The 23,659-nt window shown below is 69.9% G+C and carries 25 protein-coding genes; 17 read left to right on the top strand and 8 right to left on the bottom strand.

Features of this window, described 5'->3' with window-relative positions:
* The first annotated feature begins 32 nt into the window (after positions 1-32).
* On the top strand, positions 33-1,643 hold the full coding sequence (locus tag AC5JCN_RS18315) for a fumarate hydratase (RefSeq protein WP_495756524.1): 1,611 nt from the start codon (positions 33-35) through the stop codon (positions 1,641-1,643).
* A complete protein-coding gene (locus AC5JCN_RS18310) occupies positions 1,640-1,981 on the top strand; it encodes a hypothetical protein (RefSeq protein WP_495756523.1) in 342 nt (113 codons plus the stop codon). Before AC5JCN_RS18315 ends, AC5JCN_RS18310 begins: the two co-directional genes overlap by 4 nt.
* A gap of 327 nt (positions 1,982-2,308) precedes the next feature.
* On the opposite strand, the gene AC5JCN_RS18305 is transcribed toward AC5JCN_RS18310, so the two are convergent.
* Entirely contained in the window at positions 2,309-3,631 is a 1,323-nt protein-coding gene (locus tag AC5JCN_RS18305) for a bifunctional folylpolyglutamate synthase/dihydrofolate synthase (protein WP_495756522.1), read from the bottom strand.
* Positions 3,632-3,743: 112 nt separating this feature from the next.
* On the opposite strand from AC5JCN_RS18305, the gene sppA reads away from it, so the two are divergent.
* The 8 genes from sppA (at position 3,744) to accD (ending at position 10,490) form a co-directional block, all read left to right on the top strand.
* A complete protein-coding gene (gene sppA / locus AC5JCN_RS18300; protein ID WP_495756521.1) occupies positions 3,744-4,697 on the top strand; it encodes a signal peptide peptidase SppA in 954 nt (317 codons plus the stop codon).
* A 57-nt stretch (positions 4,698-4,754) separates the two neighbouring features.
* Positions 4,755-5,051 (top strand): integration host factor subunit beta, encoded by a 297-nt coding sequence (locus AC5JCN_RS18295; RefSeq protein WP_495756520.1) that lies wholly within the window; start codon positions 4,755-4,757, stop codon positions 5,049-5,051.
* Positions 5,052-5,090: 39 nt separating this feature from the next.
* On the top strand, positions 5,091-5,432 hold the full coding sequence (locus tag AC5JCN_RS18290) for a lipopolysaccharide assembly protein LapA domain-containing protein (RefSeq protein ID WP_495756519.1): 342 nt from the start codon (positions 5,091-5,093) through the stop codon (positions 5,430-5,432).
* Positions 5,433-5,480: 48 nt separating this feature from the next.
* Complete coding sequence (lhpI, locus tag AC5JCN_RS18285) at positions 5,481-6,440, top strand: bifunctional Delta(1)-pyrroline-2-carboxylate/Delta(1)-piperideine-2-carboxylate reductase (protein ID WP_495756518.1); 960 nt, start codon at positions 5,481-5,483, stop codon at positions 6,438-6,440.
* A 91-nt stretch (positions 6,441-6,531) separates the two neighbouring features.
* Complete coding sequence (locus AC5JCN_RS18280) at positions 6,532-7,182, top strand: phosphoribosylanthranilate isomerase (protein ID WP_495756517.1); 651 nt, start codon at positions 6,532-6,534, stop codon at positions 7,180-7,182.
* 56 nt (positions 7,183-7,238) lie between these two features.
* On the top strand, positions 7,239-8,456 hold the full coding sequence (gene trpB, locus AC5JCN_RS18275; RefSeq protein WP_495756516.1) for a tryptophan synthase subunit beta: 1,218 nt from the start codon (positions 7,239-7,241) through the stop codon (positions 8,454-8,456).
* 177 nt (positions 8,457-8,633) lie between these two features.
* Positions 8,634-9,473, top strand: a complete 840-nt coding sequence (gene trpA / locus AC5JCN_RS18270) for a tryptophan synthase subunit alpha (protein WP_495756515.1) — start codon at positions 8,634-8,636, stop codon at positions 9,471-9,473.
* 102 nt (positions 9,474-9,575) lie between these two features.
* A complete protein-coding gene (gene accD / locus AC5JCN_RS18265; protein ID WP_495756514.1) occupies positions 9,576-10,490 on the top strand; it encodes an acetyl-CoA carboxylase, carboxyltransferase subunit beta in 915 nt (304 codons plus the stop codon).
* A gap of 63 nt (positions 10,491-10,553) precedes the next feature.
* Here the strand turns inward: accD and wrbA are convergent, their stop codons facing one another.
* A complete protein-coding gene (gene wrbA, locus AC5JCN_RS18260) occupies positions 10,554-11,153 on the bottom strand; it encodes an NAD(P)H:quinone oxidoreductase type IV (protein ID WP_495756513.1) in 600 nt (199 codons plus the stop codon).
* Between the two features lie 169 nt (positions 11,154-11,322).
* Between wrbA and betC the strand changes: the two genes are divergently transcribed.
* The 6 genes from betC (at position 11,323) to pheT (ending at position 17,990) form a co-directional block, all read left to right on the top strand.
* Positions 11,323-12,894 carry a choline-sulfatase gene (gene betC, locus AC5JCN_RS18255; RefSeq protein WP_495756512.1) on the top strand — a complete coding sequence of 524 codons (1,572 nt, stop codon included), beginning with the start codon at positions 11,323-11,325 and terminating at the stop codon, positions 12,892-12,894.
* Between the two features lie 184 nt (positions 12,895-13,078).
* Positions 13,079-13,285, top strand: coding sequence for a 50S ribosomal protein L35 (gene rpmI, locus AC5JCN_RS18250; RefSeq protein ID WP_495756511.1), 207 nt, complete (start codon positions 13,079-13,081; stop codon positions 13,283-13,285).
* Between the two features lie 37 nt (positions 13,286-13,322).
* Positions 13,323-13,688 carry a 50S ribosomal protein L20 gene (gene rplT / locus AC5JCN_RS18245; protein ID WP_495756510.1) on the top strand — a complete coding sequence of 122 codons (366 nt, stop codon included), beginning with the start codon at positions 13,323-13,325 and terminating at the stop codon, positions 13,686-13,688.
* 180 nt (positions 13,689-13,868) lie between these two features.
* Entirely contained in the window at positions 13,869-14,951 is a 1,083-nt protein-coding gene (gene pheS, locus AC5JCN_RS18240; RefSeq protein ID WP_495756509.1) for a phenylalanine--tRNA ligase subunit alpha, read from the top strand.
* Between the two features lie 188 nt (positions 14,952-15,139).
* Entirely contained in the window at positions 15,140-15,565 is a 426-nt protein-coding gene (locus AC5JCN_RS18235) for an endonuclease domain-containing protein (protein WP_495756508.1), read from the top strand.
* Between the two features lie 4 nt (positions 15,566-15,569).
* The gene (pheT, locus tag AC5JCN_RS18230) at positions 15,570-17,990 is read left to right on the top strand and encodes a phenylalanine--tRNA ligase subunit beta (RefSeq protein WP_495756507.1); all 2,421 of its coding nucleotides are present in this window, start codon (positions 15,570-15,572) and stop codon (positions 17,988-17,990) included.
* 250 nt (positions 17,991-18,240) lie between these two features.
* Here the strand turns inward: pheT and AC5JCN_RS18225 are convergent, their stop codons facing one another.
* Both AC5JCN_RS18225 and thiE read right to left on the bottom strand, forming a co-directional pair.
* Positions 18,241-18,639 (bottom strand): methylglyoxal synthase, encoded by a 399-nt coding sequence (locus AC5JCN_RS18225; protein WP_495756506.1) that lies wholly within the window; start codon positions 18,637-18,639, stop codon positions 18,241-18,243.
* Between the two features lie 15 nt (positions 18,640-18,654).
* A complete protein-coding gene (gene thiE / locus AC5JCN_RS18220; RefSeq protein ID WP_495756505.1) occupies positions 18,655-19,293 on the bottom strand; it encodes a thiamine phosphate synthase in 639 nt (212 codons plus the stop codon).
* 160 nt (positions 19,294-19,453) lie between these two features.
* Here thiE and AC5JCN_RS18215 point away from each other — a divergent pair, with 160 nt between their 5' ends.
* On the top strand, positions 19,454-19,846 hold the full coding sequence (locus AC5JCN_RS18215; protein ID WP_495756504.1) for a response regulator: 393 nt from the start codon (positions 19,454-19,456) through the stop codon (positions 19,844-19,846).
* Positions 19,847-19,911: 65 nt separating this feature from the next.
* Here AC5JCN_RS18215 and AC5JCN_RS18210 read toward each other — a convergent pair whose 3' ends face one another.
* From AC5JCN_RS18210 to murJ, 4 genes are all read right to left on the bottom strand, one after another.
* A complete protein-coding gene (locus tag AC5JCN_RS18210; protein ID WP_495756503.1) occupies positions 19,912-20,136 on the bottom strand; it encodes a DUF1289 domain-containing protein in 225 nt (74 codons plus the stop codon).
* Between the two features lie 72 nt (positions 20,137-20,208).
* Complete coding sequence (locus tag AC5JCN_RS18205) at positions 20,209-20,706, bottom strand: universal stress protein (RefSeq protein ID WP_495756502.1); 498 nt, start codon at positions 20,704-20,706, stop codon at positions 20,209-20,211.
* 76 nt (positions 20,707-20,782) lie between these two features.
* Positions 20,783-21,820 (bottom strand): tryptophan--tRNA ligase, encoded by a 1,038-nt coding sequence (trpS, locus tag AC5JCN_RS18200; protein WP_495756501.1) that lies wholly within the window; start codon positions 21,818-21,820, stop codon positions 20,783-20,785.
* Positions 21,821-21,915: 95 nt separating this feature from the next.
* On the bottom strand, positions 21,916-23,472 hold the full coding sequence (gene murJ / locus AC5JCN_RS18195) for a murein biosynthesis integral membrane protein MurJ (RefSeq protein ID WP_495756500.1): 1,557 nt from the start codon (positions 23,470-23,472) through the stop codon (positions 21,916-21,918).
* Positions 23,473-23,659: the final 187 nt, after the last annotated feature.

Raw genomic sequence — 23,659 nt, 5'->3', positions numbered from 1 at the left:
TGCACAGACGACGCTTTTCCGCGAGGCACGCGATGGCCGCCACCGGTCTCTTCCCGCTCGGACCCGACACCACTCCCTATCGCCGGCTGGACGTGCCCGCCCCGCGCCTCGAGAACCTCGGCGGCCGCGAGGTCCTGGACGTCTCGCCGGAGACGTTGCGCGCCCTATCGCGGCAGGCCTTCATCGACATCAACCACCTCCTCCGGCCCGGGCATCTCGCCCAGCTGCGCGCCATCCTCGACGATCCCGAGGCGACATCGAACGACAAGTTCGTCGCCTACGACTTGCTGAAGAACGCCAACATCGCCGCGGGCGGCATCCTGCCGATGTGCCAGGACACCGGCACGGCCATCATCATGGGCAAGAAGGGCCGTCGCGTGTGGACCGACGGAGCCGACGAGGACATGCTCGCCGGAGGCGTGCGCGACGCCTATTTCGAGCGCAACCTGCGCTATTCACAGCTGGCGCCGCTCTCCATGTTCGAGGAGCGAAACACGCGCGACAACCTTCCGGCGCAGATCGAGCTCTATGCGGAGGGGGAGGACGAGTACCGTTTCCTCTTCGTCGCCAAGGGCGGCGGCTCGGCCAACAAGACCTTCCTGTTCCAGGGCACGCCGTCGCTGCTGACGCACGACAGGCTCGTCGGCTTCCTCAAGGAGAAGATCCTGACGCTCGGTACCGCCGCCTGCCCGCCCTACCACCTCGCCATCGTCATCGGCGGCACCTCGGCCGAGCAGAACCTGAAAACGGTCAAGCTCGCCTCGACGCGCTATCTCGACGCGCTGCCGCGCCATGGATCGGAGAGCGGTCACGCCTTCCGCGACCTCGACATGGAAGCCGAGATTCACAGACTGACGCAGTCGCTGGGGGTGGGCGCGCAGTTCGGCGGCAAATATTTCTGCCACGACGTGCGGGTCATCCGCCTGCCCCGGCACGGCGCGTCGCTGCCCATCGGGCTCGGCGTCTCCTGTTCGGCCGACCGGCAGGCGCTGGGCAAGATCACGCGCGACGGCGTGTTCCTCGAGGAGCTGGAGGCCAACCCGGCCCGCTTCCTGCCCGAGATCGACGAGCACGCGCTGGAGGGGGAGGTCGTCAAGGTCGACCTCAACCGGCCCATGCCGGAGATCCTGCGCACGCTGTCCGCCTATCCGATCCGCACCCGCCTGTCGCTCAATGGCCCGATGATCGTGGCGCGCGACATCGCGCACGCCAAGATCCGCGAGAGGCTGGAGCGCGGCGAGCCGATGCCGGCCTATTTCCGCAACCACCCCGTCTACTATGCCGGTCCGGCCAAGACCCCGGAAGGCTACGCCTCCGGATCCTTCGGCCCCACCACGGCCGGGCGCATGGACAGCTATGTCGAGCAGTTCCAGTCGTCGGGCGGCTCCATGGTGATGCTGGCCAAGGGCAACCGCTCGAAGGAGGTGCGCGACGCCTGCGCGAAGCACGGGGGCTTCTATCTCGGCTCCGTCGGCGGCCCGGCGGCGCGGCTGGCGCAGGAATGCATCCGCAAGGTCGAGGTCATCGAGTATCCAGAGCTCGGCATGGAAGCGATCTGGCGCATCGAGGTCCAGGACTTCCCCGCCTTCATCGTCGTCGACGACAAGGGCAACGACTTCTTCAAGGAGCTGAACCTCGGATGAGATCGCTGTTCCCAAGGATCGCGCGTGTGGCGGCCTTCCTGCTGGCGCTCGCCGCCCCCGCTTCCGCCGGCAGCCTCGACACGGCGGCGTGCAAGCGCGACCTGATGGTGGCGGAAAGCACCATGCGCATCCAGCAGGACAGGCTTGCCGCCCTGGCCGACGCCTCCCAGGCGAAGCTCTGCGACGCCTGGCGCGAGCATGTGCGCGCGGCGAAGTCCGCCAACGCGATCTACGGCCGCTGCCTCACCGACACCGACAAGCGGGTGAAGACGGCCGAGACCGCCTCCACCGCCGCCGATTTCGAGCAGGCGATCGCCGGCAGCTGCAAGGGCAAGTAGGCGCGGCGCGGCCCTGGACCGCGCGTCTTCAGACGCGCCGTTTGCCGGTTGACGATAGATGCGGGTCTGGAGACCCGCGCTCCGGCGCGGCCCTGGACCGCGCGTCTTCAGACGCGCCGTTCGCCGGTTGACGAAAGATGCGGGTCTGAAGACCCGCGCTCCGGTGCGGCCCTGGACCGCGCGTCTTCAGACGCGCTGTTCGCCTCGTTGACGAAAGATGCGGGTCTGAAGACCCGCGCTCCGGCGCGGCCCGGGACCGCGCGTCTTCAGACGCGCCGTTCGCCTGGCTGACAAAAGATGCGGGTCTGGAGACCCGCGCTCCGGTGCTCAGGTGGGCGGGGTGCCGTTGGCGGCCAGAACCGCCCCGGCGAGGTAGAGCGAGCCGCAGATCAGCACGCGCGGGGGCACCGGCCACTCGCGCGCGGCGATGGCGCGGAGCGCTTCCTCGACGCCAGGGTGGGCGCTGGCGGGAAGGCCGGCCGCGCGCGCGATGGCGGCGGTCTCCTCGGCCGGGCGGGTCGCCGCGGCGCCGGGGATGGCGACGGCCAGCACCTCGCGGGCGAGCCCGGCGAAGGGCTCCAGGAAGCCGAGCGCGTCCTTGGTGCCGAGCATACCGGTGACGAGCACGAGCGGGCGCGGATCGGCGTCCTCGCGCTCGGCCATCGCGCTGGCCACCGCACGGCCGCCATCGGGATTGTGCCCGCCGTCCAGCCACAGCTCCGTCTCCGCCGGCAGCAGCGGCAGGAGGTTGCCGCGGCGCAGCGGCTGCAGGCGTGCGGGCCAGTCGGCGGACGTCATCCCGGCCTCGTAGGCGGCCACGGGGAGGCGCCCGAAGCCCGCCGCCCGGAGGCCGGCAATGGCGGCGCCGGCATTGCGGTGCTGGTGACGGCCGGCGAGGCGGGGCAGCGGCAGGTCGAGCAGCCCGTTCTCGTCCTGGTAGACGAGGCGGCCCTGCTCCTCCTGCACATGGAAATCCTGCCCGGCGACCATCACCGGGGCTCCCGTGCGCGCGGCCATGCGCTCGAGCACCTCGCGCGCCTCCGGATGGTCCTGGTAGCCGATCACGCAAGGGGCGCCGCGCTTGAAGATGCCCGCCTTCTCGGCCGCGATCTTGGCCGGCGTGTCGCCGAGGAACTCGGCGTGGTCCATGGAGATCGATGTGACGACGGCCGAGAGCGGCTTCTCGATCACGTTCGTGGTATCGGCGCGCCCGCCGAGGCCGACTTCGAGCAGCAAGACGTGGGCCGGATTCTCGGAGAACAGGAGAAACGCGGCGGCCGTCGTGATCTCGAAGAAAGTGATCTCCGCGCCGTCATTGGCCTCCATGCAGCGGGTGAGCGCCGAGGCGAGCTTCGCCTCGCTGACCAGCGCCCCGCCACCCGGCGCGCCCAGCCGGATGCGCTCGTGGAAGCGCACGAGATGCGGCGAGGTGTAGGCATGCACGGCCAGCCCGGCCTGCTCCAGCACGGCCCGCATGAAGGCGACGGTCGAGCCCTTGCCGTTCGTGCCCGCCACGTGGATGACGGGAGGGACGCGCAATTGCGGGTTGCCGAGCCGGCCGAGCAGCCGCTCGATGCGGCCCAGCGACAGGTCGATCAGCTTGGGATGCAGCTGCAGGCAGCGCGCGAGAAGCTCGTCGGTGGAGGCCATGGCGGGTTCCGGTAGCGCCTGAGGCGCGCCGTTGCAACAGCCCGCCGCAGGCACGGCACGGTTGCCGGGCGGGCGCGCGGGGTCTAGACAGACGCCGTCACAGGAGGCCCGGATGACGTCGGACAGCGATTACCTCGTCGATCGCAGGCGCATGAAGCGACGCCTGGGCTGGTGGCGTGCGGCGGCCTTCGTCGCGGCACTCGTCGCCATCGCCGGCATTGCCCTCGCGCTCGGCCGGGACAGGCTCGGCGGCGCCGGCGCGCACATTGCCCGGGTCGAGATCAAGGGCTTCATCACCGGCGACGACAAGACGCTCGACATGCTGGAGCGTGTCGGCAAGAGCGACGCGGCCAAGGCGGTCATCGTCGACATCGACAGCCCCGGTGGCACCGTCACCGGGTCCGAGGCGCTGTTCGACGCGCTGCGCGCCTTGTCGCAGAAGAAGCCGACGGTCGCCGTGGTGGACGGCATGGCCGCGTCCGGCGGCTACATCGCCGCGATGGGTACGGACCGCATCGTCGCGCAGCAGACCTCGCTGGTCGGCTCGATCGGCGTGCTGTTCCAGTACCCGAACGTGGTCAAGCTGCTCGACAATGTCGGCGTGACCGTGGAGTCGGTGAAGTCGGCCCCGCTCAAGGCATCGCCAAGCCCCTTCGAGGTGACGACGCCCGCCGCCGAGCAGGCGCTGCGCTCGCTGGTGGTCGACACCTATGACTGGTTTAAGCGGGTCGTCTCGGAGCGCCGCTCCATCGCTGGAGGCGACCTCGAGACGGTGAGCGACGGCCGGGTCTTTACGGGCAGGCAGGGGCTCGGCCTGAAGCTCGTCGACGAGATCGGCAACCGCAAGCAGGCCATCGCCTGGCTCGAGAAGGACAAGGGCATCGCCAAGGACCTTCCCGTCCGCGACTGGAAGCGGGAGGACGGCACCGGCTTCGGCCTGTGGAGCGTGGCGGCCGGGGCGGCGTCCGCGGCCGGGCTCGAGGACCTTGCGAGGGGGATCATCACGGCGGCGCGCGGGACGGATTATGCCGCGCTTGACGGTCTTCTGGCCGTCTGGCACCCTTGACCTCGTAATACCCGATATTATTCAATGCTCTATCCCGCGCGGCGAGGCCCTTCCGCCATGATCAAGTCAGAGCTGGTCCAGAAGATCGCCGAGCATTATCCGGAATTGTACCAGCGAGACGCGGAAAACGTGGTCAATGCGATCCTGGAAGAGATCGTGCAGGCCCTTTCCCGTGGCGATCGTGTCGAAATCCGCGGTTTCGGTGCATTCTCGGTCAAGAGGCGACAGGCGCGGATCGGCCGCAACCCCCGCACGGGCGAGCACGTTCCAGTTGCCGAGAAGGCCGTGCCGGTGTTCAAGGCCGGCAAGGAAATGAGGCTCAGGCTCAACCGCAACGGCGTCGAGCCGGCCTGACGCACCGGCGCCCGCGACCGGCACCGGGTTGGAGTGGGGATGAGAGCTTTCTTCAAGGGCCTCGTGATCGTACCGCTCGCGGCGATCCTGCTGGTGTTCGCCGTGGTCAACCGCACGACGGTGGCAGTGACGTTCGACCCGCTGGACTGGCTGGGACTGGGCGGCATCATCACCGTGCCGCTGTTCCTCGTCGTCTTCCTCGCAGCCGCCATCGGCGTGATCATCGGCGGCGTGGCGATGTGGTTCGGGCAGGGTCGTCACCGCCGCGCGGCCCGCGACCATGCCCGCGACGCGGCCCGCACCCGCGCCGAGCTGGAGCGCGTCCGGCCGGTGGCCGGCGACGGCACCGCCCTGCCGCCCCCCACCTCGACCCTGCGCTGACCTGGCCACGGCGTTGACCGGCACGGCGGCGCCGACGAGGAGACCGACATGCGCGTGGTGACCGCGGCCGAGATCGACGCCGTGCTGGAGCCCTCCCCGCTGGCCGACGCGATGTCACGCGCCTTCGCCGGCCATTTCACCGCCCCGCCCCGCCACCATCTGCATCTCGAACGGCACAGCAGCAAACCCGTGCTGCTGGTCATGCCGGCCTGGACGGGACCGGACGACAAGCCCTCCTTCATCGCCACCAAGATGGTGTCGGTGTTTCCCGCCAACGGCGCGAAGGGCCTGCCGAGCGTCAACGGCACGGTCTGGCTCGCCGACGGCGAAACCGGCGTGCCGCTCGCGGTGATGGACGGGACGCGCCTGACGCTGTGGCGAACCGCCGCGGCCTCCGCGCTCGCCGCACGCCACCTCGCCCGGCCGGATGCCGCCCGCATGGTCATGGTGGGCTGCGGCGCGCTGGCGCCTTTCATGATCCGCGCCCACCGGGCCGAGAGGCCGATCGAGGACGTGGCGCTGTGGAACCACCGGCCTGCCAGAGCGCACGAACTGGCGGCGCAGCTGGTAGCGCACGGCATCCCGGCCCGCGCCGTCGAGGACCTCCAAGCTGCGGTGCGCGAGGCCGACCTCATCTCCTGCGCGACACTGTCGCACGACCCGCTGGTGCACGGAGACTGGCTGAAGCCGGGCGCCCATCTCGACTGCGTCGGCGCCTTCGGCCCGACGATGCGGGAGACCGACGATGCCTGCGTGCGCCTAGCGAGCCTGTTCTGTGACATCCGCGATTCTGCGACGAGGGAGGGCGGCGACTATGCCCTCCCGCTCGCGGCCGGAATCATCACGGCGCAGGATATCCGGGCCGACCTCTTCGATCTCGTCGCCGGCCGCCACCCAGGCCGCACCTCGGCCTCGGAGATCACGATGTTCAACTCCGTCGGCGCGTCCATCGAAGATCTCGCGGCGGCCATCCATGTCTGGACCAGCCTGCCGCCGCAGCCGGCCTGAAATCCGCCCTTCCCGGAGAAGAAGCGTTGCAATCCCGGCGCGCGCGCCCAAGAGTGGCCGGCCTTTTGACGATTGCGAACTGAACCGTCCGATGTCCGTCGAGATCAAGATCTGCGGTCTGAGCACGCCCGAGACGGTGGACGCGGCCATCGAGGCTGGCGCGGACCTTCTCGGGTTCGTCTTCTTTGGCCGTTCGCCCCGCAACGTGTCCTATGCTGACGCGCGTCAGCTCTCCACGCGCATCGGCGGCCGCGCCGGGAAGGTGGCGCTGGTCGTGAATGCCGGGGATGACGAGCTTGCCGCCATCGTCGAGGCGCTGCACCCCGACCTCATTCAGCTGCATGGCGAGGAGGAGCCTTCGCGCGTGGCGGAGATCCGTGCGCGCCACCGGGTGCCGGTGATGAAGGCCATCGGCGTTGCGACGGTCGAGGACGTCGCGCGGGCGGAGGCCTACCGCCTGGTCGCCGACCGGATCCTCTTCGATGCCAAGCCGCCGGCCGACTCGCAGCTGCCTGGCGGAAATGGCCGCACTTTCGACTGGAGCATTCTTGCGGGCCTTGACCTCGCAAAGCCCTATATGCTGTCAGGAGGCCTCGAGGCCGGCAACGTGGCGCGGGCGATCGCTGCCACCGGGGCGCCGGGCGTAGACGTCTCCTCGGGGGTGGAATCGCAACCCGGCGTCAAGGATGTCGGGAAGATCGCCGCCTTCGTGCGGGCTGTGCGGGACGCCGAGGCGTCCTGAGGAATTCATCGCAGGGCAGGCCCGCCATGGTCCGCCCGGCCGGCAGGGAAGCGTCCGTGACCATCCAGACCCCCAACTCCTTCCGCAACGGTCCCGACGAGACCGGGCATTTCGGCATGTTCGGCGGCCGCTTCGTCGCCGAGACCCTGATGCCGCTGATCCTCTCCCTCGAGCAGGCCTACAAGGTCGCCAAGAGCGATCCGGCCTTCCAGAAGGAGATGGGCGAGTATCTCACTCACTATGTCGGCCGGCCGAGCCCGCTCTACTTCGCCGAACGGCTGACCGAGCATGCCGGTGGAGCGAAGATCTACCTGAAGCGCGACGAGCTGAACCATACCGGCGCGCACAAGGTGAACAACGTGCTCGGCCAGATCCTGCTCGCCCGCCGCATGGGCAAGGAGCGCATCATCGCCGAGACCGGCGCCGGCCAGCATGGCGTCGCCACGGCCACGCTCTGCGCCCGTTTCGGGCTGAAATGCGTCGTCTACATGGGCGCCGTCGACGTCGAGCGGCAGAAGCCCAACGTCTTCCGCATGAAGATGCTGGGCGCCGAGGTCGTGCCGGTCCAGTCGGGCTCGAAGACGCTCAAGGACGCCATGAACGAGGCGCTGCGCGACTGGGTCACCAACGTCGCCGACACCTTCTACTGCATCGGAACGGTGGCCGGTCCGCACCCCTATCCCGCCATGGTGCGCGATTTCCAGAGCGTCATCGGCCGCGAGACCCGCGAACAGCTGATGGAGCGCGAGGGCCGGCTGCCCGACAGCCTCGTCGCGGCGATCGGCGGCGGCTCCAACGCCATCGGCCTGTTCCACCCCTTCCTCGACGACCCGTCGGTGGAGATCTACGGGGTCGAGGCGGCAGGCCACGGCCTGTCGTCGGGCCTGCACGCCGCCTCTCTGACGGGCGGCCGGCCGGGCGTGCTGCACGGCAACCGCACCTACCTGCTGATGAACGATGACGGGCAGATCACCGACGCCCACTCGATCTCCGCCGGCCTCGACTATCCCGGCATCGGGCCCGAGCATTCCTGGCTGCACGACGTCAAGCGCGTGCAGTACATCTCGGCCACGGACCAGGAGGCCCTGGACGCCTTCCAGCTCGTCTCCAAGCTCGAGGGCATCATCCCCGCCCTGGAGCCCTCGCACGCCATCGCCAAGGCCATGCAGATCGCGGCCGAGAAGCCGAAGGATCACCTGATGGTGGTCAACCTCTGCGGCCGCGGCGACAAGGACATCTTCACCGTCGCCGAGCATCTCGGCGGGATGGACTGAACAAAACCCTCACCCCTGCCCCTCTCCCAACATGGGAGAGGGGTTCCCCGCGCGCTTCCCCTCTCCCGATTCGGGAGAGGGGCAGGGGTGAGGACCCGCTCGCGACACGGATTCCGCCGAGCGCGAGCTGAGCGAACCCTTTCCCATTGCATTTCCGCCGTGCTAACTGCTGCGCCCATGAGCACCCGCATCGATCGCCGCTTCGCGTCCGTGAAGGCCCAGGGCAGGGCCGCCCTCGTCACCTTCGTGATGGCGGGAGATCCCGACCCCGGCACCTCGCTCTCCATCGCCAAGGCCCTGGCGGCCTCCGGCGCTGACCTGATCGAGCTCGGCATGCCGTTCACAGACCCGATGGCCGACGGCCCGGCCATCCAGGCGGCGGGGCTGCGGGCGCTGCATGCCGGCATGTCGCTGAAAAAGACAATCCAGCTCGTGCGGGACTTCCGCGCCGGTGACGACGACACGCCGATCATCCTGATGGGCTATTACAACCCGATCTACATCTACGGCGTCGATGCGTTCCTGCGGGACGCGGTCGAGGCCGGCGTGGACGGGCTCATCATCGTCGACCTGCCGCCCGAGGAAGACGCCGAGCTCTGCCGCCCGGCGCTCAACGCGGGCCTCAACTTCATCCGGCTGGCGACGCCCACGACCGACGACAAGCGGCTCCCCGTGGTGCTGCGCAACACCTCGGGCTTCGTCTACTACGTGTCGATCACCGGGATCACCGGTGCCGCGACGCCGGACTTCGCCCAGGTCGGGACCGCCGTGGCGCGCATCAAGCGCCACACGCCCCTTCCCGTCGCCGTCGGCTTCGGCGTCAAGAACGCCGCCTCGGCCGAGGCCATCGCGCGCAGCGCGGACGGCGTCGTCGTCGGCTCGGCGCTGGTGGATGCCATAAGGGCCTCGCTCGACGCCGAAGGCCGGGCCACGGCGTCGACCGTCGGAGCCGTCTCCGCCCTCGTCGCAGACATCGCCGCCGGCGTGCGGCGCGTGGCCAAGAGCGACGCCGCCTGACATTCTCCGGAGCGTGATGCGTCCGCCCCTTGAACGCAGGGGGCGCCAGCCCACATCGCCCGCAGGCGGCACCGCCGCGCGCGACACCCGAAAGGACGCGGTATGGACACCAGCGCCATGAACTGGATTTCCAATGTGGTGCGGCCGCGCATCCGGTCGTTCCTGCGCCGCGACACGCCGGAGAATCTCTGGATCAAGTGTCCGGAATCCGGCCAGCTCGTCTTTCACAAGGACGTCGAGGCCAACCAGTACGTCATCCCCGGCTCGAACTACCATCTTCGCATGACGCCGCAGCAGCGGCTGGAATCGACGTTCGATGGTGGCGCGTGGGACGAGATCGCCCTGCCCGACGTCCCGCTGGACCCGCTGAGGTTCCGCGACGAGAAGCGCTATGTCGACCGGCTGCGCGACGCGCGGGCGAAGACCGGAAATCCCGACGCGGTGAAGGTGGGATGCGGCCTGGTCGAGGGACTGCCGCTCACCCTGGGCGTGCAGGACTTCGACTTCATGGGCGGCTCTCTCGGCATGGCGGCCGGCGAGGGCGTGATCAAGGGCCTGGAGACGGCGGTCGAGCGCGGCACGCCCTTCGTCATGTTCGCCGCCTCGGGCGGCGCGCGCATGCAGGAGGGCATGTTCTCGCTGATGCAGATGCCGCGCACCACGGTCGCCATCCAGCGGCTGCGCCGGGCGAAGAAGCCCTACATCGTGGTGCTCACAAACCCGACGACCGGGGGTGTCACGGCGTCCTATGCCATGCTGGGCGACATCCACATCGCCGAGCCCGGCGCACTCATCGGCTTCGCCGGGCCGCGTGTCATCGAGCAGACGATCCGCGAGAAACTGCCGGAGGGCTTCCAGCGCGCCGAGTACCTGCGCGACCACGGCATGGTCGACATGGTCGTGCACAGGCACGAGCTGAAGGGCACGATCGCGAGGCTCTGCCGGCTGCTCACCCACGCGCCTGCGCCGGAGCCGGTGCCGGCCGAGCCCGCCACCCCCGAGGCGCAGCCGGCCTGAGGCGCGCGGAATCGAAACGGCCGGGCACGAGCCCGGCCGTCTGCGTCAGGCTTCGATCGGAAATCAGCCGGCGATCTTGGCGGCGATCCCGGCGACGTGGCGGCCCTGGTAGCGGGCAGCCTCGAGCTCGATCTCGGAAGGCTGGCGGCTGCCGTCGCCGCCGGTGATCGTGGACGCGCCGTAGGGCGAGCCGCCCTTCACTTCCTCGACGCCCATCTGGCCCTGGAAGGCGTAGGGCAGGCCGACGACGACCATGCCGTGGTGCAGCAGCGTGGGGATGAAGCCGAGGATGGTCGACTCCTGGCCGCCATGCTGCGTGGCCGAGGAGGTGAACACCGAGCCGACCTTGCCGACGAGCTTGCCGGTGAACCACAGGCCGCCCGTCTGGTCCCAGAAATTGCGCATCTGGCTCGTTACGGTGCCGTAACGGGTGCCGGAACCCACGATGATCGCGTCATATTCGGCGAGTTCGTCGACGGTGGCGATCGCCGCGGCCTGGTCGACCTTGTAGTGCGAGGCCTGCGCCACCTCGGGCGAGACCAGCTCGGGCACGCGCCGGATGGCGACCTCGGCGCCGGCGCTGCGGGCGCCATCGGCCACCGCATTCGCCATCGTCTCGATGTGACCGTAGGCGGAATAATAGAGAACCAGGACCTTGGCCATGTGACGTCGCTCCATCTCGGAGGGGGAAAAATCGGGTACCCGCCTGCGGCGCACGGCGCCATGCCGGGTGCTGGCGCTAACTTGTCGCTAAACGGCGTGCTGGCAAGCGCATGGCGTGCAAAGTCCTGCTTGCAAATTGGCGGTCATCGCCGCGCCCCGGAACAGTCCCATGCCCTCCGCAGCCCGCCCCGGCTCCCAGCCGAACATCCTGATCATCGTCGCCGACCAGCTCTCGGCGCCTTTCCTGCCGGCCTATGGTCATTCGGTGGTGAAGACGCCGGCCATCGACCGGCTGGCAAGAGAAGGCGTGGTGTTCGAACATTTCTACTCCAACGCGCCGCTCTGCGCGCCCGCGCGCGCCACCTTCATGAGCGGGCTGCTCTCGTCGGGCACCGGCGTCTACGACAACGCGGCCGAGTTCCGCTCCTCGGTGCCGACCTTCGCGCACTATCTGCGCCTGGAGGGCTACCGCACCTGCCTCGCCGGCAAGATGCACTTCGTCGGCCCGGACCAGCTGCACGGCTTCGAGGAAAGGCTGACCACCGACATCTACCCCGCCGACTTCGGCTGGACGCCGGACTGGACCCGCCCGCAGGAGCGGATCGACTGGTGGTACCACAACATGACCTCGGTAAAGCAGGCGGGCATCGCCGAGATCACCAACCAGCTCGAATACGACGACGAGGTCGCGTTTCTCGCCAGGCGCCGCCTCTTCGACTTCGCGCGCTACCGCGACCAGCTGCCCTTCTGCCTGACCGTGTCCTTCACCCACCCGCACGACCCCTACGCCGCGCGCCGGCGCTTCTGGGAGCTTTACCGGGACGAGGACATCGACCTGCCGACGACGCCGCCCATTCCCTATGCGGAATTGGACCCGCACAGCCGGCGCCTGCACGACGTCTCGGCCATGGGCGACTACGACGTGACGGACGATGACGTACGCATGTCCCGCCACGGCTATTATGCCAACATCTCCTATGTCGACGACCTCGTCGCCCAGCTTCTGGAGACGCTGGAGACGGGCGGGCTGGCCGACGACACGGTCGTGATCCTCACCTCCGACCATGGCGATTTCCTCGGCGAGCGCGGGCTTTGGTACAAGATGAGCTTTCTCGAGCCCTCGGCGCGGGTCCCGTTCATCGTGCATGCTCCCGGGCGCTTCCGGCCGGGCCGGGTGAAAACCCCGGCGAGCCTCGCCGACATCCTCCCCACCCTCGTCGACATCGTGCGCCCCGGCGCCGGCGCCGCGCTCGCGGCTCCCGTGGACGGTCGATCGCTGCACCCGCATTTGGCCGGTGGTGCGGAGGACCCCGAGGCGATCACCTTCGGCGAATATCTCGCCGAGGGCGTGCCCGCGCCGATGGTGATGCTGCGGCAGGGACGGTGGAAGTTCATCGCCTGCGAGACGGATCCCGACCAGCTCTTCGACCTCGAAGCCGACCCGCACGAGCGTGCCAACCTCGCCACCGACCCGACGCTGGCCGACCGGGTGGCGGCCTTCCGCGCCGCGGTCGCCGCGCGCTTCGACCGTGCAACGGTGAAGAAGGCCGTCATCGCGAGCCAGCAGGCGCGCCTCACCGTGTTCAAGGCGCTGCAGAAGGGGAACGTCTTCCCCTGGGACTTCCAGCCCCTGCGCGACGCCTCCGAGCAGTACACCCGCAACCACCGCGACGTGACCGCGACGGACCTGCTGTCGCGCTTCCCGCCGGCCCCGGATGTGAAGAAGAAGCCCGGCCGCTGAGGCCTCGCGCAAGGCTCGGCCTTGCCTTCCGCCGGGCTTCTGCTATAGAGCGCGCCTTCGATCCGCCCGGCTGTCAGGGCTGCCGTGGCGGATCGTTTCGCTCATGATGAGACGAACGGCCTTCGGGCTGGCAAAAACAACCCGCGGCGGCCGCAAGGCCGATCGCGCCGGAGAGACGAGCAAAATGCCCAAGACGAAGATCAAGACGAAAGCGAGCGCCAAAAAGCGCTTCAAGATCACCGGCACTGGCAAGGTGATGTATGCCCATGCCGGCAAGCGGCACGGCATGATCAAGCGGACCAACAAGCAGATCCGCAACAACCGCGGCACGGCTGTCCTGTTCGAGGGCGACGCGGCCAACGTCAAGAAGTACTTCCTGCCCAACGGCTGATCGCCCGGGCGAAGCAGACCTAACGAGGAGATCAGCCATGGCTCGCGTCAAGAGGGGCGTTACGTCCCACGCCAAGCACAAGAAGACACTGAAGGCCGCCAAGGGTTTCTACGGCCGCCGCAAAAATACGATCCGCACCGCCAAGGCGGCCGTCGATCGCGCCATGCAGTACGCCACGCGCGACCGCAAGGCGAAGAAGCGCACGTTCCGCGCGCTGTGGATCCAGCGCCTAAACGCCGCCGTGCGCGAGCACGGGATCGTCTATTCCCGCTTCATCGACGGCCTCAACAAGGCCGGCATCGAGGTCGACCGCAAGGTGCTGTCCGACATCGCGATCAAGGAGCCGGCAGCTTTCGCCGCGCTCGTCGAGAAGGCCAAGTCGGCGCTTCCCGCCGCTGCCTGACCCGGTCGCGCGTCGCATGAGAAAGCCCGCCCATCGTGGCGGGCTTTTTCGTTGCGCATCACCCGCCCGGTCGTGGGGCCCTGTTGGAGGCAGGCTCCAACCCTCGACAGTCCGGCGAAGCCATGGCAAAAGCCGCCGTCCGTTCCGGGGCGCCGTCCCGGACGCAAGACGGTTGTTCTCATGTCCGAATTCGCCGCACTGGAAACATCGCTCGCCGGGGCCGTCGCGGCCGCTAACGACGAGGCCGCGCTCGAGGCCGTCCGCGTTGCCGCGCTGGGCAAGAAGGGGTCGGTCTCCGAACTCCTGAAGACGCTGGGCTCGATGACGCCCGACGAGCGGCGCGAGAAGGGCCCGCTGATCAACGGCCTGCGCGACCGCGTGACGGCGCTCATCGGCGAGCGCCGCGCCGCGCTGAAGGACGCAGCGCTCGACGCGCGGCTCGCCGCCGAGACCGTCGACGTCACGCTCCCCGTGCCGGAGAGCCCGGCCTCGCGCGGGCGCATCCACCCCATCACCCAGGTGGTGGACGAGCTCACGGCCATCTTCGCCGACATGGGATTCTCGGTGGCGGAAGGCCCGGACATCGAGACGGACTTCTACAATTTCACCGCGCTGAACTTCCCGGTCGGCCACCCTGCGCGCGAGATGCACGACACCTTCTTCTTCGCCCCGGACGCGCAGGGCGAGCGCAAGGTGCTGCGCACCCATACGAGCCCGGTGCAGATCCGGACGATGCTCGGTCAGAAGCCGCCGATCCGCGTCATCATCCCCGGCCGCACCTATCGCTGCGACAGCGACCAGACGCACACGCCGATGTTCCACCAGGTCGAGGGCCTCGTCATCGACAAGGGCTCGCATCTCGGCCACCTGAAATGGATCCTGGAGGAGTTCTGCAAGTCCTTCTTCGAAGTGCCCTCGGTGAAGATGCGCTTCCGGCCGTCCTTCTTCCCCTTCACCGAGCCATCCGCCGAGGTCGACATCCAGTGCTCCCGCCGCGGCGGCGAGATCCGCTTCGGCGAGGGCGAGGACTGGCTGGAGATCCTGGGCTGCGGAATGGTCCACCCCAACGTGCTGCGCAATTGCGGCCTCGACCCCGACGAGTACCAGGGCTTCGCCTGGGGCATGGGGATCGACCGCATCGCCATGCTGAAATACGGCATGCCAGACCTGCGCGCCTTCTTCGACGCCGACGTCCGCTGGCTCCAGCACTACGGGTTCAGGCCGCTGGACCTGCCTTCGCTGGTCAGTGGATTGTCGTCCTAGCTTTGCGCCCCGTCCCCCCACCCTGCCCTCGCCCGCAGGCGGGGGAGGGTTCCGGAGCGTGGCATGTGCAGCGGTGCGGGACTTTCAGCACACGAGTTGAAGTACGCCGGCGGGAAACCCTCCCCCGCTCGCGGGGGAGGGTAGGGAGGGGGGAGCCTCGACCACGAAAGGGAGGGGGAGCCTCGGCCATGAGAGAGAACACGCCAGCGCGCCATCTCACCCTCGCCAGGCGCCTGCGCCGGGACATGACCGATGCCGAGCGCCTGCTCTGGTCCAAGGTGAGGGGGCACAGGCTGGCGGGCCTCTCCTTCCGGCGCCAGGTGCCGATGCTGGGTTACATCGCCGACTTCGTCTGTCACGAAGCCATGCTGGTGATCGAGCTGGACGGTGATCACCACGGGCGCGACGCAGGGCTGAGGAAGGACGCGGCGAGGGACGCAGCCTTCGAGGCAGCGGGCTATCGCGTCATGCGCTTCCCGAACCCGGAATTGTACGAGCACCTCGACGACATCGTCGAAACCATCTATCGGGCTGCGGTGGACCGCATGCCGGTACATCCCGACCACCAGTTCTGGCAAGCGGTGTCCGTCCCGGACGCTGCCGCGCGCGAGTGACACGATGAAATTCACCCTCTCCTGGCTCAAGGAGCATCTCGACACCACGGCCTCGGTCGAGGCGATCTCGGAGGCGCTGACGCGCGTCGGGCTGGAAGTGGAGGGCGTCGAGGACAAGGCGAAGGAACTCGAGGCGTATACGATCGCCCGGGTGATCTCGGCCGAGCAGCACCCCAACGCCGACAGGCTGCGCGTGTGCATGGTCGACACCGGCGAGGGCGATCCCGTGCAGGTGGTGTGCGGCGCCCCCAATGCGCGCACCGGCATGACAAGCGTGTTCTCGCCGCCTGGCACCTACATCCCGGGCAAGAACATCACCCTCTCGGTCGGCACCATCCGCGGCGTCGAGAGCCGCGGCATGCTGTGCTCGGCCATGGAACTGGGCCTCGGCGAGGACCATGACGGCATTATCGACCTGCCGGCCGACGCGCCGGTGGGCGTGCGCTATGCCGAGTGGGCCGGCCTCGGCGACCCGGTGTTCGACATTGCCGTGACCCCGAACCGGCCGGACGCGCTGGGCGTGGCGGGCGTCGCCCGCGATCTTGCCGCGGCCGGGCTGGGCAAGCTGATGCAGAAGCCCGTGCAGCAGGTGCCGGGCACCTATCCCACGCCCACTGGCGTGAAGCTCGACTTCTCCTCCGAGGACGTGAACCTCTGCCCGGCATTCGCCATGCGCCTCGTGCGCGGGGTGAAGAACGGGCCGAGCCCCGAGTGGATGCAGCGGCGGCTGAAGGCGATCGGCTTGCGCCCCATCAACCTTCTCGTCGACATCACCAATTACGTCACCTTCGACCGCAGCCGGCCTCTGCACGTCTTCGACCTGCGCAAGGTCCATGGCGACCTCGTCGTGCGCCGCGCCCGCGACGGCGAGGAGGTGCTGGCGCTCGACGGGCGCACCTATTCCCTCGACCGCTCGATGGTGGTCATCGCCGACGACAACGGCGTGGAATCCATCGCCGGCATCATGGGCGGCGAGCATTCGGGCTGCGACGAGACCACCACCGACGTCCTCGTCGAATCGGCGCTGTGGGATCCGCTCAATATCGCCCAGACCGGCCGCCGGCTCGGCATCAACACCGATGCGCGCTACCGCTTCGAGCGCGGCGTCGATCCCGACTTCTGCCTGCCGGGGCTGGAACTCGCCACGCGCATGATCATCGATCTGGCGGGGGGCGAGGCCTCGCGGGTGGAACTCGCCGGCGAGATCCCGAACACCGACAGGATCGTCCGCCTTCCCTGGACCGAGGTGAAGCGCCTCACGGGGCTCGACCTGCCGGTCTACGAGATGAAGGTCATCCTGGAGGCGCTGGGCTTCTGGGTCTCGGGGACGGACGTGGTGAAGGTGGCCGTGCCGTCATGGCGGCCGGACGTCGAGGGCAAGGCCGACCTCGTCGAGGAGATCGTGCGCATCGCCGGCCTCGACCGCGTCGCCTCCGTGCCTTTCCCGCGCGAGAAGGCGACGGTCGCCGAACCGGTGCTGACGCTGATCCAGAAGCGCACCCGCGGCGCCAAGCGGGCTCTCGCGGCCCGCGGGCTGGTGGAAGCCGTCACCTGGTCGTTCATCGGCAAGGCCGAGGCCGAGCTCTTCGGCGGCGGCCAGCCGGAGCTGGCGCTCGCCAATCCCATCGCCGCCGACCTCTCGGACATGCGGCCGAGCCTGCTGCCGGGGCTGGTCAAGGCAGCGCAGCGCAATGCCGACCGGGGCTATGGCGACACGGCGCTGTTCGAGGTCGGCCAGGTCTTTGCCGGTGACAGGCCGCAGGACCAGAAGACGGCCGCTGCCGGCATCCGCAGGGCGCTGGCGCGGCCCTCCGGGTCCGGCCGCCACTGGGACGCCAAGGGCGGCCCCGTGGACGCCTTCGACGCCAAGGGTGACGCCTTCGCCGTGCTGGAGGCGCTGGGGGTGCCGACGGGCGGGCTGCAGGTCGTCGCCGGTGGCCCGACCTGGTTCCATCCCGGCCGTTCCGCCACGCTGCAGTTCGGGCCCAAGGGCGTCGTCGGCTGGTTCGGCGAGTTGCACCCGCGGGCACTGGAGGCGCTCGACGCCAGGGGGCCGCTCGTCGGCTTCGAGCTCCTTCTCGACGCACTGCCGCCGCCCAAAGCCAAGCCGACGCGCATGAAGCCGAAGCTCGTCCTCTCAGACTTCCAGCCCGTCGCCCGCGACTTCGCCTTCGTCGTCGACAAGGCCGTCGCAGCCGGCGACATCCTGCGCGCCGTGCAGGCCGCCGACCGGCAGCTGGTCACCGAGGCCGGTGTCTTCGACGTCTACGAGGGGCCGAATGTCGGCGAGGGCCGCAAGTCCGTCGCCGTCTCGGTCACGCTCCAGCCGGCGGACCGCACCATGACCGACGCCGAGATCGACACGGTCGCGGCCAAGATCATCACCGAGGTGCAGAAGAAGACCGGCGCCGTCCTGCGCGGCTGAGCCTCTCGCCATCATCGCGAGCGAAGTGAGGCAACCGGGCCTGTCCGGTGCCGTCCAATAGCTTAATTCCGAAGGTTGCGCTGCCCCCCTCCCTGCCCTCCCCCGCGAGCGGGGGAGGGTTCCGGAGCTTGGCGTGACGGCGGAGCAGGTCCCGGTTTTATTCTGGTGCTTGTCGCCGCCCGACATGACAGGCGGGCGGGAAAACCCTCCCCCGCCTGCGGGGGAGGGTAGGGAGGGGGGCTGTTAGCCCCTACCCCCGCTCCCGTCCCTGTTTCGCCATGTAGCCGGCAACGACGAGGTCGGCCGTGGAGGGGTTGCACGCCATCGGGATGTCGTAGACCAGCGCCAGGCGGGTCAGCGCCTTGACGTCGACGTCGTGGGGATGCGGCGAGAGCGGGTCGACGAAGAAGACGAGGCCGTCGAGCTTGCCCTCGGCAATGAGCGCGCCGATCTGCTGGTCGCCGCCCAGCGGGCCGCTCTTGAAGCGCGTGATGCTGAGGTCGGGGCAGCGCTCGAGGATGCGCGCGCCGGTTGTGCCGGTGGCGTAGAGGTCGCAGCGCGCCAGGGGTTCGCGGTGCCGCTCCGCCCAGGCCACCATGGCGGGCTTCTTCTGGTCGTGGGCGATCAGGGCGAGGCGGAAGCGGGCCATGGGTCTCGTCCGGTGTCAGGGAGCGCGGGGTTGCCCGGCCAGCGCGAGCAGGCGGCTCGCGGCCTGCGCCGGGTCCGGCGCCGAGCAGATGGCGGAGACGACGGCGACGCCGCCGACCCCCGTGGCGAAGACTTCGGCTGCGTTGGCGAGGCCGATGCCGCCGATGGCGACGGTGGGCAGTGTCGAGCGCCGCACCATGGCGGCGAGTCCATCGAGCCCGATGGGAGGATCGTGGTCGGGCTTGGTGCCGGTGGCGAAGACGGGCCCGAGGCCGAGGTAATCCGCCACCCCGTCGGGAACGGCCTCGAGCTCGGCCATGCTGGTGACGGAGAGGCCGAGGATCATGCCGGGACCGATGCTCGACCGCACCGCCCGGACGTCGCCGTCGCTCTGGCCGACATGCACGCCCTCGGCGCCCACGTCGCGCGCCACGCCGACGCGGTCATTGACGACGAGCGGCACGCCGAGCGGGCGCAGCATGTCGATGAGCCGCCGGGCCTGCGCGGCGAAGTCGGCGTCGGAAGCGTCTTTGTCGCGCAGCTGGACGAGGGTCGCGCCTCCGCGCACGGCGGCGAGCACCGTTTCCTCAAGCCCACGCGGACGGACGAGGACGGGGTCGGTGACGAGGTAGACCCGCAGGTCGAAGGGGTGCATCGGGTTTCGCGGCAGGGATGTCCGGTCGCGATGCTGACACGGGTGCCCGCCGTCCGCCAGAGCCCCCCGGATAAGCCCGGAAACGGGCGGGATAGCGCGAATTGTCGCGATCCGCGGGGGGCAATTTTCAGTGGCGCGATGGCATTGCGGGAGGACCCTGATGCCCGCCCCGGACCCGATGCCCTTCGACCCGACAAAGCCGGTTCTCGTCGTCGACGACAGCCTCGTCATGGCGAAAATTCTCGGCGGCATGCTCGCCGAGATCGGCGTCACCGACATCGAGACGGCCTTGGGCGTCGGCGAGGCGCTGGAACGGCTGGAGCGGCGCGATTTCGGCCTCGTCATCTCGGACTGGCACATGCCGCCGCTGACCGGCGGGGACCTCGTGCGCGCCATGCGCGAGCGGCCAGGGCTGGCCGGCATCCCCGTGGTGCTGGCGACGGCCCGGTCGAGCCCGGGCCCGGGGGCCGAGGGCATCCCGGTTGAGACCATCGCCGTGAAGCCGTTCACGGCACAGAAGCTGCGCGAGCGGATCGAGGCGGCCTGCGCCTGAGCCGGTCCGGCGCATTGCCTGAGTGAAAAGACCGGGGTTGCTCCGCTAGGCTCGCAAAGGCGGGTTCAGCCGCGGATCCGGCGGCGGCCCGTGCGGACCCGGGGCGGCGGAACGGGAAGGTCCAGCTTCTCCAGCCGTCCGGGCAGCCCGTCCATGATCGCACGGCGCTCGGCCGGCGACATCTCAACCCAGCGCGCGATCTCGTCGATCGTCCGGCCGCAGCCCACGCACAGGCGCGAGGCGGGGTCGATGGTGCAGACGTGGATGCAGGGGCTCTCGGTGATCTGCATGGGCCGGGGACATGGGAGTGCGCTACGGCGCAGACCTAGGGTGCCGGAGCCGCCATGTCCAGCGGGCTCGCATCAGGCGAGGGCGTCGATCTCGGCATCGTCCAGCTGGCCCGGCACGATGGCGATGGGCACGGGGAAGGTGCCGGCCGCCTTGCCCGCAATGTGGCTGACCAGTGGTCCCGGCCCCTCCTCGCCCGTGCCCGCGCCGATGACGAGCAGGGACACGTCCTCGTCTGCATCGATGGCGGCGAGGATCTCGCCCGATCGCGAGCCGATGCGCACGGCGCGGCCGGGCTCTACCCCGGTCACGGACCGCGCACGCTCTGCCGCCGCGTCGAGCCAGCGGCTGGCCTCCTCCTCGGCCTCGGCCTGGATCACGTCGCCGACCCCGAACCAGTGCTGGAAGTCGGGCGGGTCCAGCACGGCGAGCAGCGCCACCTCGGCCCCGACGCGCGCGGCGCGGCGGGCGGCGAAGTAGACGGCGCGGATGCATTCCGGCGTCTCGTCGACGACGACCAGGAATTTCGGCCGGTGGCCCGCCTCGTAGGATCGCCTGGGACTGGCAGCCATGGCCTCGCGCTCCGCCCCGCAAACGTGGATGCTGGCAGTCCGTGCGCCGCCCCGCAAGCGCGGATGCGGCAGCCCGTCAGGAGCGCACGAAGCCGACGATGTCCTTCACCGCGGCGATGACCGGCGCGGCGAGGGCGCGGGCGCGCTCGGAACCGTCGGCGAGCACGGCGTCGATATGGCCGGGATCCGTCTTCAGCCGCTTCATCTCGGCGCTGATAGGCCCGAGCCTCGTCACCGCGAGATCGACGAGCGCCGACTTGAAGGAGGAGAACTGCGCCCCGCCGAACTCGGCCAGCACCTTCTCCTTCTCGGTCTCGGCCAGCGCCGCGTAGATCACAACGAGGTTCTCCGCCTCGGGCCGGCCGGCCAGTCCCGCCGCTTCGCTGGGCAGCGGCTCGGGGTCGGTCTTCGCCTTGCGCACCTTCTGGGCGATGGCGTCGGCGTCGTCGGCGAAGGTCAGGCGCGAATAGTCGGAAGGGTCCGACTTCGACATCTTCTTGGTGCCGTCGCGCAGCGACATGACGCGCGGCGCCGGGCCGGCGATCAGCGGCTCGGGCTGCGGGAAGAAGGCGTCGCCGAAGCCGCGCTCCGCGATGGCGCCGGCATAGTCGTTGTTGAACTTCTGCGCGATGTCGCGGGAGAGCTCGAGATGCTGCTTCTGGTCCTCGCCCACGGGCACGTGGGTGGCCCGGTAGACGAGGATGTCGGCAGCCATCAGCGTCGGATAGGCGTAGAGGCCCACCGACGCGTTCTCGCGGTCCTTGCCGGCCTTCTCCTTGAACTGCGTCATGCGGTTCAACCAGCCGATGCGCGCGATGCAGTTGAAGATCCAGGCGAGCTCGGCATGCGCCGCAACCTGGCTCTGGTTGAAGACGATGTGCCGCTTCGGGTCGATGCCGGCGGCGAGGAAGGCGGCCGTGACCTCGCGGATGCTGCTGGTCAGCTCCGCCGGGTCCTGCCAGACGGTGATCGCGTGCATGTCCACGACGCAGTAGATGCAGTCGTACTCGTCCTGCAGGGCGACGAAGCGCTTGATTGCCCCGAGATAGTTGCCGAGGTGCAGATTGCCCGTGGGCTGCACGCCGGAGAAGACGAGTTGCTTGAACGCGGCCATTTCTGTCGGACCTCTCGGGTGTTTCCCGCGCGTGTGCGGGACTGTCCGGGACGCGCGCTTATGGCAATGCGGGGCAGCTTGCGCAAGTCGCCGTTTCAGGCCCGGCCGGTGAGCTCGCGCAGGTCGAGCGCGCGCAGCACCTGGGCCAGCGCCAGATAGGCGGCTCCGCCGCCAAGGCAGAGCACGGCGAGCGCCGCCGCACGCTTCGGCGTGCCCGCTCCGGCGACAAGCCAGGGTGCAGCCAGCCGCTCGAGACCCCACAGCACAGCCGCCATGCCTGCGCAGGCGGCCGCAATGCGCAGGAGCCGCGGGACGGTGGAATGGTCGAGCCGCCACCAGCCGAGCCGCAGCGCCACGGTGGCGAGGGCCAGGGCGCCGGTCCATGCACCCGCGCTCACCCCTGCGGCCACGCCGGCTGCCCCGAATCCGGCCTCCAGCGCGGCCGCGACGGCGGCCGTGGCGATGAGGCCGAGCGCGGCGCAGGCGAGCGGCGCGCGCGGCCTTTCGCGGGCGAAGAAGGGCTGCGAGAGCACCCGCGTCGCCGCCGCGCCGGGCAGGCCGAGGCCGAGCGCCGCGAGGGCGGCGGCGGTCGACGCGGCATCTGCTGCGTCGAACGCGCCGCGCTCGAACAGCACCGAGACGATCGGTCCCGCCAGCATCGCCAGCGCCACCGCGGCCGGCAGCGCGAGGGCCAGGGCGAGCTCCAGCGCCCGGTTCTGCAGGGGATGCACGCCTTCGGCATCGCCCGCGACGAGCCGGCGGGCAATCTCGGGCAGCAACACCACGCCGGCCGCCGCGGCGACGAAGCCCAGCGGCAGCTGGTAGAGCCGCTCGGCGTAGTAGAGCCGCGCCACGGCCTCGGGGGACCGCGAGGCGACCATGGTCGCCACCACCACGCCGAGCTGGGCGAGGGTCATGGCGGCAAGGCCGGGCAGGCCGAGGGACAAGGCCCGCAGCAGCGGCGGCGACAGCCTCGGCATGGTCCAGGCCGGACGCGCGGGAAGGCGCCGCAGAGCAGGCAGCAGCGCCAGGAGCTGGGCAAGCCCTGCCACGGAGACGGCGGCAGCGAGGATGGCGGCCAGCTGCTCCTGCGGCAGCCCGCTGCGGCTCAGGGCCAGCAGCACGGCGACGAGCACCGCGTTGACGACGAGCGGCGCCAGCGCCGCCGCGGCGAAGCGGTTCTGCGCGTTCAGCAGCGCCGAGGCGAGCGCGGCAAGGGTCGCCGTCAGCACCAGCGGCAGCACGAGGCGCAGGCACGAAACCGCCGTGTCGAGCCGGGCTGCGTCCTCCGCGAAGCCGGGAGCCAGGACGAGCACGATCCAGGGCGCGAGCACCGTTCCGGCGGCGACCAGCACCGCCAACGCGAGGGCCGACACTCCGAGCGCCTCCCCGGCGAAGCGGCCGGCTGCCGCCTCTCCCTCCTCCGCCTGCAGCCGCTGCGCGACCGGCACCACGCCCGCGTTGAGCCCGCCCTCGCCCAGGATCCGGCGCAGCAGCGAGGGCAGGCGGAAGGCCACGACGAAGGCGTCCGCCGCCGGGCCGGAGCCCAGCAGCATGGCCAGCAGGATGTCGCGCAGGAAGCCCAGGATGCGCGACGCGGCAGCCGCTGCGCCGACGAGGGCGGTGGAGGCGGCGAGTGAGGCGGGGCGCATGGGCGGACAAAGCCCGCCTGCACCGGGAAGGTCAAGCGCCGCCGCGCAACGGCGCGAAGCGAGGCCCGATGCTGTCCAGCCTGCGACGCCACGGCGCCGCTCGCGGTCGCAACGGGGCTGGAGGGCCGGCGCGGGCCGTGCCATTTTCCCGGCCGCCGCCACCCCGAGGGCGGCGGGGAGGACTGAC

It is taken from the genome of Alsobacter sp. (assembly GCF_059501845.1).
The sequence above is the reverse complement of the archived record's forward strand: the minus strand, read 5'-3'. Positions and strand labels throughout refer to the sequence as shown.